Origin of the sequence: Geothrix limicola (assembly GCF_030268085.1) — a bacterium.
Taxonomy (GTDB): domain Bacteria; phylum Acidobacteriota; class Holophagae; order Holophagales; family Holophagaceae; genus Geothrix; species Geothrix limicola.
In genome coordinates, this window is sequence record NZ_BSDE01000006.1 from 257,569 (window position 1) to 265,152 (window position 7,584).

Genomic DNA, 7,584 nt, shown 5'->3' on the forward strand with positions numbered 1-7,584 from the left:
TGACCTTCGCCAAGCATGGAAAACCAAATCAGCGTTGGCGCCCACGAACTTCGGCAACGAGGGTCTCCAGGAATCCATCCAGGGGCTGGACACCCAGGTCGCCCCGGTGGCGGTGACGCACGGACACGGTGCCCGCTTCGGCCTCGCGATCTCCGATCACCAGCATGTAGGGCACCTTCGCCAGCTGGGCCTCCCGAATCTTGGCCTTGAGGCTTTCGTTCCGCTGATCCAGCTCGGCGCGCAGCCCGAGCGCCTTGGCGCGGGCGGCCACCTCGGTGGCGAAGGCATTGGCCCGATCGGTGATGGGCAGCACGGACATCTGCACGGGCGCCAGCCAGGCCGGGAAGGCGCCTGCGGTGTGCTCGACGAGGATGCCCATGAACCGCTCCAGGCTGCCCAGGATGGCGCGATGGAGCATGATGGGGCGCCCCTCGCCGCCATCGGGGCGGGTGTAGTTCAGATCGAAGCGCTCGGGCAGCATATAATCCACCTGAAGGGTGCCCAGCTGCCAGGGGCGCTTGAGGGCATCCAGGATCTGGAATTCGATCTTCGGACCGTAGAAGGCCCCTTCGCCCGGGTTCAGCGTGAAGGGCATGCCAGCCTCGTTTAAAGCCTCGCTCAGGGCGTTCTCCGCCGCGTCCCAGATCTCATCGGAACCGAGACGCTTCTCGGGCCGCGTGCTCAGGGCCACGCGCATCCCCTCAAAACCGAAGGTGTCGTAGACCTCCTTCAGCAGGGCGAGGAAGTCGGCCATCTCGGTTTTGATCTGGTCGGGCGTGCAGTAGATGTGAGCGTCATCCTGGCAGAAGGTGCGGACCCGCGTCAGACCGTGCGTCACGCCGCTCCGCTCGAAACGGTGCAGGCGGCCGAAATCGGCGTAGCGGATGGGCAGGTCGCGGTAGCTGTGCTTCTGGCTGCCGAACATGATGCAGTGGCCGGGGCAGTTCATAGGCTTCACCGCGTACTCGCGCTCTTCGGCGGTGGTGAAGTACATGTTCTCGGCGTAATTGTCGTAGTGGCCGCTGGTCTTCCAGAGCTCCACGTCCATGATCTGGGGCGTGATCACTTCGCTGTAGCCGTACTTGAAATACAGCTCGCGGATGTAGGTGACGAGCTCGTTGTAGACCTGGGTGCCCTTGGGATGGAAGAAAGGCGAGGCCGGCGCTTCGGGGTGGAACGAGTAGAGTCCCAGTTCCTTGCCCAGTTTGCGGTGATCGCGGGCCTTCGCTTCTTCGATGCGCTTGAGGTGCTCGTCGAGTTCCTTCTGGGTATGGAAGGCCGTGCCGTAGATGCGGCTGAGCATCTGATTCTTTTCGTCGCCCTTCCAGTAGGCGCCGGCGATGCTCTGAAGCTTGAACACCTTGAGCTTCGCGGTGCTCGGCACGTGGGGCCCGCGGCAAAGGTCATAGAAATCGCCCTGGGCGTAGCCGCTGATGATGTCGCCCGCCGGGATTCCTGAAACCACCTCCACCTTGAGGGGCTCCCCCATGGCCTGGAAGCGCGCCACGGCCGCGTCCCGGTCCAAGTCCTCGCGCACGACTTCGATGCCTTCCGCGACGATCTTCCGCATTTCGGCTTCGATCACGGGCAGATCTTCGGGCGTGAAGGGCTTGTCGACCCAGAAGTCGTAGTAGAAGCCGTCTTCGATGACCGGGCCGATGCCCACCCGCGCGTTCGGGTACAGCCGCTTGACCGCATGCGCCAGCAGGTGCGCGGTGGAGTGGCGGATCAGTTCCAAGCTTTCCGGGTTCTTGCTGGTGACGATCTCGACCTTGGCGCCATCCGCCAGAGGGGCCTTGAGGTCGGCCAGCTTACCGTCGACCTTGATCGCCAAGGCCGCATCGAGCAGGCGGGCACCGATGCCACCGGCCAGGTCGGCCCCAGTGGCGCCCTCGGGCAGCTGCCGAAGGGAGTCGTCTGGAAGTCGGACCTCGATGGACATGGATTCCTCGAACAAAGTAAGAATTTTATCAATAAAACAACTCCGGGCCATCATTTGTGATGGCCCGGAGGGGATTTAACGTCGCAGCGACCTACTTTTCCACGCATGTGATGCGCAGTATCATCGGCCCTCCAAGTCTTAACTGCCGTGTTCGGGATGGGAACGGGTGTGACACTTGGGGAAAAGCCACGACGAAGGCTTAGAAAGAGTGAGAAGGGTTTAGGCGAGGCGCCTTTTGGCGCGTTCGTGGGTATTGTCCGGGAGTTTCGGCCGCTTAGCGCCTCAGATTCGGCCTCTGGCCGATCTGATTCGCTGTGTTTGACGCGTCCTCCTATCGGAGGCCGCTACCGAAACGTCCACTTCATGTAATTGATTGATGAAAGGTCAAGTCAGTGGACCGATTAGTATCGCTCAGCTTAATCCGTTACCGGACTTACACATGCGACCTATCAACGTGGTGGTCTTCCACGGGTCTCATAGGGAGATCTCATCTTGAGGGGTGTTTCGCGCTTAGATGCTTTCAGCGCTTCTCACTTCCCGACATAGCTACCCAGCATTGCACCTGGAGGCACAACTGGAACACCAGAGGTCAGTCCATCCCGGTCCTCTCGTACTAAGGACAGGTCCTCTCAAATCTCCTGCGCCCACACTAGATAGGGACCGAACTGTCTCGCGACGTTCTGAACCCAACTCACGTACCACTATTGATCGGCGAACAGCCGAACCCTTGGGACCTGCTTCAGCCCCAGGATGTGATGAGTCGACATCGAGGTGCCAAACCTTGCCGTCGATATGAACTCTTGGGCAAGATCAGCCTGTTATCCCCGGCGTACCTTTTATCCGTTGAGCGATGGCCCTTCCATTCGGGACCACCGGATCACTATAACCTGCTTTCGCACCTGCTCGTCGTGTCTGACTCGCAGTCAAGCTCCCTTATACTATTGCGCTCTGCGGCTGATTTCCAAACAGCCTGAGGGAACCTTCGTACGCCTCCGTTACGCTTTAGGAGGCGACCGCCCCAGTCAAACTACCCGCCTGACATTGTCTTCCACCCGGATCACGGGTGCGAGTTAGAGATCAGCGTTAAACAGGGTGGTATCTCAACGATGGCTCCACCGACCCTAACGAGCCAGTTTCATAGCCTCCCACCTATCCTGCACAGTCCAACGCCAACCTCAATGTCAAGGTGTAGTAAAGGTGCACGGGGTCTTTCCGTCTAAGTGCGGGTAACCGGCATCTTCACCGGTGCTACAAGTTCGCTGAGTCTCTGCTGGAGACAGTTTCCAGATCGTTACGCCATTCGTGCAGGTCGGAACTTACCCGACAAGGAATTTCGCTACCTTAGGACCGTTATAGTTACGGCCGCCGTTCACCGGGGCTTAAATTCGCAGCTTCGCTTGCGCTGACCGCTCCTCTTGACCTTCCGGCACCGGGCAGGCGTCAGCCCCTATACCTCCTCTTTGGAGTTTGCAGAGACCTGTGTTTTTGTTAAACAGTCGCCTGGAACATTTATGTGCCACCACATCGGGCTATGAACCCTACCGTGGTACCCCTTCTCCCGAAGTTACGGGGTTAATTTGCCGAGTTCCTTCAGCAGAGTTCTCTCAAACGCCTGAGGATTCTCTCCTCGACTACCTGTGTCGGTTTGCGGTACGGACACAAATACCTCTCCTTAGCAGCTTTTCTCGGCAGTGTAGGATCAGGACTTTTCGTCAGAAACCTTGAGCTCATGGCACCCGGACTTCCCTAAGCGCCACCCTTGGATCCTTTCGCAGAACATTCCATAGCTCTGCGTCCCTACCTTCCTGCGTCCCTGCATCGTACAAACGAGGTATTCATGGTGCTGGAATATTAACCAGCTTTCCATCGCTTACGCCTTTCGGCCTCAGCTTAGGGCCCGACTAACCCAACGCGGATTGACCTTGCGTTGGAAACCTTAGTCTTACGGCGGACGGGGTTCTCGCCCGTCTTTACGCTACTTATGCCGACAGAGTCTCTTCCCATGTCTCCAGCTGTCCTTACGGTCAACCTTCACAGACGTAGGGAATGCTCCCCTACCACTTACGTTCGCAGCTTCGGTAACATGCTTTAGCCCCGTTGAATTGTCGGCACAGACCCGCTTGACCAGTGAGCTATTACGCTTTCTTTAAAGGATAGCTGCTTCTAAGCTAACCTCCTGGCTGTCTAAGCACATCCACATCCTTTTCCACTTAGCATGTATTTTGGGACCTTAGCTGGCGATCTGGGTTCTTTCCCTCTCGACTACGGATCTTATCACCCGCAGTCTGACTGCCGGACTTCACGGCGTGCCATTCGAAGATTGGTTGGATTCAGTAAGCTGGTAAGCCCCCTAGTCCATTCAGGTCTCTACCTGCACGACGAAACATCCGACGCTAGCCCTAAAGCTATTTCGGGGAGAACGAGCTATCACGGAATTTGATTGGCCTTTCACCCCTATCCTCAACTCATCCAAGCGGTTTTCAACCCACACTGGTTCGGACCTCCATCCGGTGTCACCCGGACTTCATCCTGGTCAAGGATAGATCATCCCGTTTCGCGTCTATTTCCAGCGACTGGTCGCCCTATTCAGACTCGGTTTCCCTACGGCACCGCCTCATCGGCTTCGCCTCGCCACTGAAAATAACTAGCCGGCTCATTATGCAAAAGGCACGCGGTTCCCCTGGTAAACCATAGGGGTTCCACTGCTTGTAGATTGACGGTTTCAGGTTCTATTTCACTCCCCTCATCGGGGTTCTTTTCGCCTTTCCCTCACGGTACTGGTTCACTATCGGTCAGATGAACATATTTAGCCTTACCGCATGGTCGCGGCAAATTCTGTCAAGGTTTCTCGTGCCCCGACATACTTGGGAACACCACTCAGAGTCCTCGTAGCTTTCGCATAAGGGGCTATCACCCTGTATCGCCGGCCTTTCCATGCCGTTCCGCTAACTAGAGGTTTTGTAACTCTGTGCCAGGGGGCAGCCCTGACCTGTAGGTCCCACGACCCCCCATACGCAACGCCTGCCGCTTACACGTATGAGGTTTGGGCTCTTCCGGTTTCGCTCGCCGCTACTACCGGAATCACTGTTGTTTTCTGTTCCTGTGGGTACTGAGATGGTTCACTTCCCCACGTTCGCTTCTCGAAGCCTATGAATTCAGCTAAGAGATTCTTGAGCTTTCACCCAAGAGGGTTTCCCCATTCGGACATTCCCGGATCACCGTTCGCGTGCAACTCCCCGAGACTTTTCGCAGCTTACCACGTCCTTCATCGCTGTCATCTGCCAAGGCATCCACCGTCAACCCTTTGTAACTTGGCCTTCCATCAATGAATTACATTGACTTCAGACCCACGAGAGTATTTTCGCTAAAACTTGCCTCGCCTTAAGCCCACAACGTCACTTCAACGCTGTGGATCACCCTTCTCTATTCCTTCTATTTAAATGTCAAACAACTCTGCCTCTCGGCAGCCGATCCTTGAATCGGCCTTGAGCTGGATTCAAACCTCGCAAGGTCTCAACTCAACTCAATCCCATCGCCTCTCGGCGAATGATGGTGGGCCTAGGTGGATTCGAACCACCGACCTCACGCTTATCAGGCGTGCGCTCTAACCAGACTGAGCTATAGGCCCCGATTTCGTGCCCCAGCGACCGCTGGTGGACCCGACCGGGATCGAACCGACGACCTCCTGGATGCAAACCAGGCGCTCTCCCAGCTGAGCTACGGGCCCAGTTACGGACGCCCAAACACGCTCGTCAAAGATTGCACGAGCGTCTTTAAAAACCGGATAGAAATTCGATCGGAAGCGTTGACCTTTCGTCACTCCTAGAAGTGACTCTCCTTAGAAAGGAGGTGATCCAGCCACAGGTTCTCCTACAGCTACCTTGTTACGACTTCACCCCAATCACCAAGTTCACCATTGAGACCTAGCCCCCTTGCGGGTTACCACAGCCTCTTCAAGTGCTCCCGGCTTTCGTGATGTGACGGGCGGTGTGTACAAGGCCCGGGAACGTATTCACCGTATCATTCTGATACACGATTACTAGCGATTCCACCTTCATGTAGTCGAGTTGCAGACTACAATCCGAACTGAGGACGACTTTCTCCGATTAGCTCCATCTCGCGACTTTGCAACGGTTTGTATCGCCCATTGTAGCACGTGTGTAGCCCTGGACATAAGGGCCATGAGGACTTGACATCATCCCCACCTTCCTCCCGGTTAACCCGGGCAGTCCCCGTAGAGTTCCCGCCATGACGCGCTGGCAACTACGGGTAAGGGTTGCGCTCGTTGCGGGACTTAACCCAACATCTCACGACACGAGCTGACGACAGCCATGCAGCACCTCTGCAGCAGTTCTTGCGAAAAGGCATATCTCTATACCGGTCCACTGCAGTTCAAGCCCAGGTAAGGTTCTTCGCGTTGCGTCGAATTAAACCACATGCTCCACCGCTTGTGCGGGCCCCCGTCAATTCCTTTGAGTTTCAGCCTTGCGACCGTACTCCCCAGGCGGAACACTTAACGCGTTAGCTCCGGCACGGAAGGGGTCAACTCCCTCCACACCAAGTGTTCATCGTTTACAGCGTGGACTACCAGGGTATCTAATCCTGTTTGCTACCCACACTTTCGCGCCTCAGCGTCAGTTACTGTCCAGGTGGCCGCCTTCGCCACTGGTGTTCCTCCTCATCTCTACGCATTTCACCGCTACACGAGGAATTCCACCACCCTCTCCAGTACTCTAGCCTTCCAGTCTCAGATGCAGTTCCCAAGTTAAGCTCGGGGATTACACATCTGACTTAAAAAACCGCCTACGCGCCCTTTACGCCCAATAATTCCGAATAACGCTTGCCCCCTCTGTATTACCGCGGCTGCTGGCACAGAGTTAGCCGGGGCTTCCTCTCCAGGTACCGTCAAGCTAAAGGGTTATTAACCCCTCAACCTTCGTCCCTGACGACAGGGTTTTACAGTCCGAAGACCTTCATCACCCACGCGGCGTTGCTGCGTCAGACTTTCGTCCATTGCGCAAAATTCCCCACTGCTGCCTCCCGTAGGAGTCTGGACCGTGTCTCAGTTCCAGTGTGGCCGATCACCCTCTCAGGCCGGCTACTGATCGTCGCCTTGGTGGGCCATTACCCCGCCAACTAGCTAATCAGACGCAGGATCCTCTTCTAGCCCCAGGCCTTGCGGTCCCCAGGTTTCACCACCCTCATCCCAGAAGGCGGTCTCATGCGGTATTACCACTCCTTTCGGAGCGTTATTCCCCACTAAAAGGTAGATTCCCTACGCGTTACTCACCCGTCTGCCATGCACCTTGCGGCACATCCGACTTGCATGTGTTAGGCACGCCGCCAGCGTTCATTCTGAGCCAGGATCAAACTCTCAAGTTTCATTCTGAACTCTTGCTCCTCGGGGCGAACCCCTCGGAAAAATGTTCTGGTCGTTATTTCTCTGAATCCCATCCCGCATCCTTAGACGCAGAACAGAACCCTCAAAGGCTTCCTATCTTCTATCCGGTTTTCAAAGACGCCCCCATGCTCCTCAGCATGGCCCAGAACGGCCTCTCAGCCCTTCCTGACACCTCGCAGCCTCAACCGCGCAGACATTCAGACTATCACCCTCATCCTAAAGTGCAAGAGAAAATTTCCGC

Annotated in this window: 1 protein-coding gene, 2 tRNA genes and 3 rRNA genes; all 6 read right to left on the bottom strand. The window is 56.5% G+C overall.

The window, feature by feature from the left end; all coding sequences use genetic code 11:
- Positions 1 to 28 precede the first annotated feature (28 nt).
- Positions 29 to 1,942 (bottom strand): threonine--tRNA ligase, encoded by a 1,914-nt coding sequence (gene thrS / locus QSJ34_RS15400; protein ID WP_285576898.1) that lies wholly within the window; start codon positions 1,940 to 1,942, stop codon positions 29 to 31.
- A gap of 78 nt (positions 1,943 to 2,020) precedes the next feature.
- A 5S ribosomal RNA gene (rrf, locus tag QSJ34_RS15405) occupies positions 2,021 to 2,136 on the bottom strand.
- A gap of 186 nt (positions 2,137 to 2,322) precedes the next feature.
- Positions 2,323 to 5,259 (bottom strand): 23S ribosomal RNA (locus QSJ34_RS15410).
- A gap of 233 nt (positions 5,260 to 5,492) precedes the next feature.
- A tRNA-Ile gene (locus QSJ34_RS15415) sits at positions 5,493 to 5,570 on the bottom strand.
- A gap of 23 nt (positions 5,571 to 5,593) precedes the next feature.
- Positions 5,594 to 5,669 (bottom strand) — tRNA-Ala (locus QSJ34_RS15420).
- A gap of 115 nt (positions 5,670 to 5,784) precedes the next feature.
- A 16S ribosomal RNA gene (locus tag QSJ34_RS15425) occupies positions 5,785 to 7,324 on the bottom strand.
- Together the 16S, 23S and 5S rRNA genes with 2 tRNA genes alongside form the textbook arrangement of a ribosomal RNA operon.
- Between the last annotated feature and the right edge of the window lie 260 nt (positions 7,325 to 7,584).

Coding starts and splice junctions, on each gene's coding strand:
- thrS (WP_285576898.1), bottom strand. CDS start 1,942: ATGTCCATCGAGGTCCGACTTCCAGACGACTCCCTTCGGCAGCTGCCC.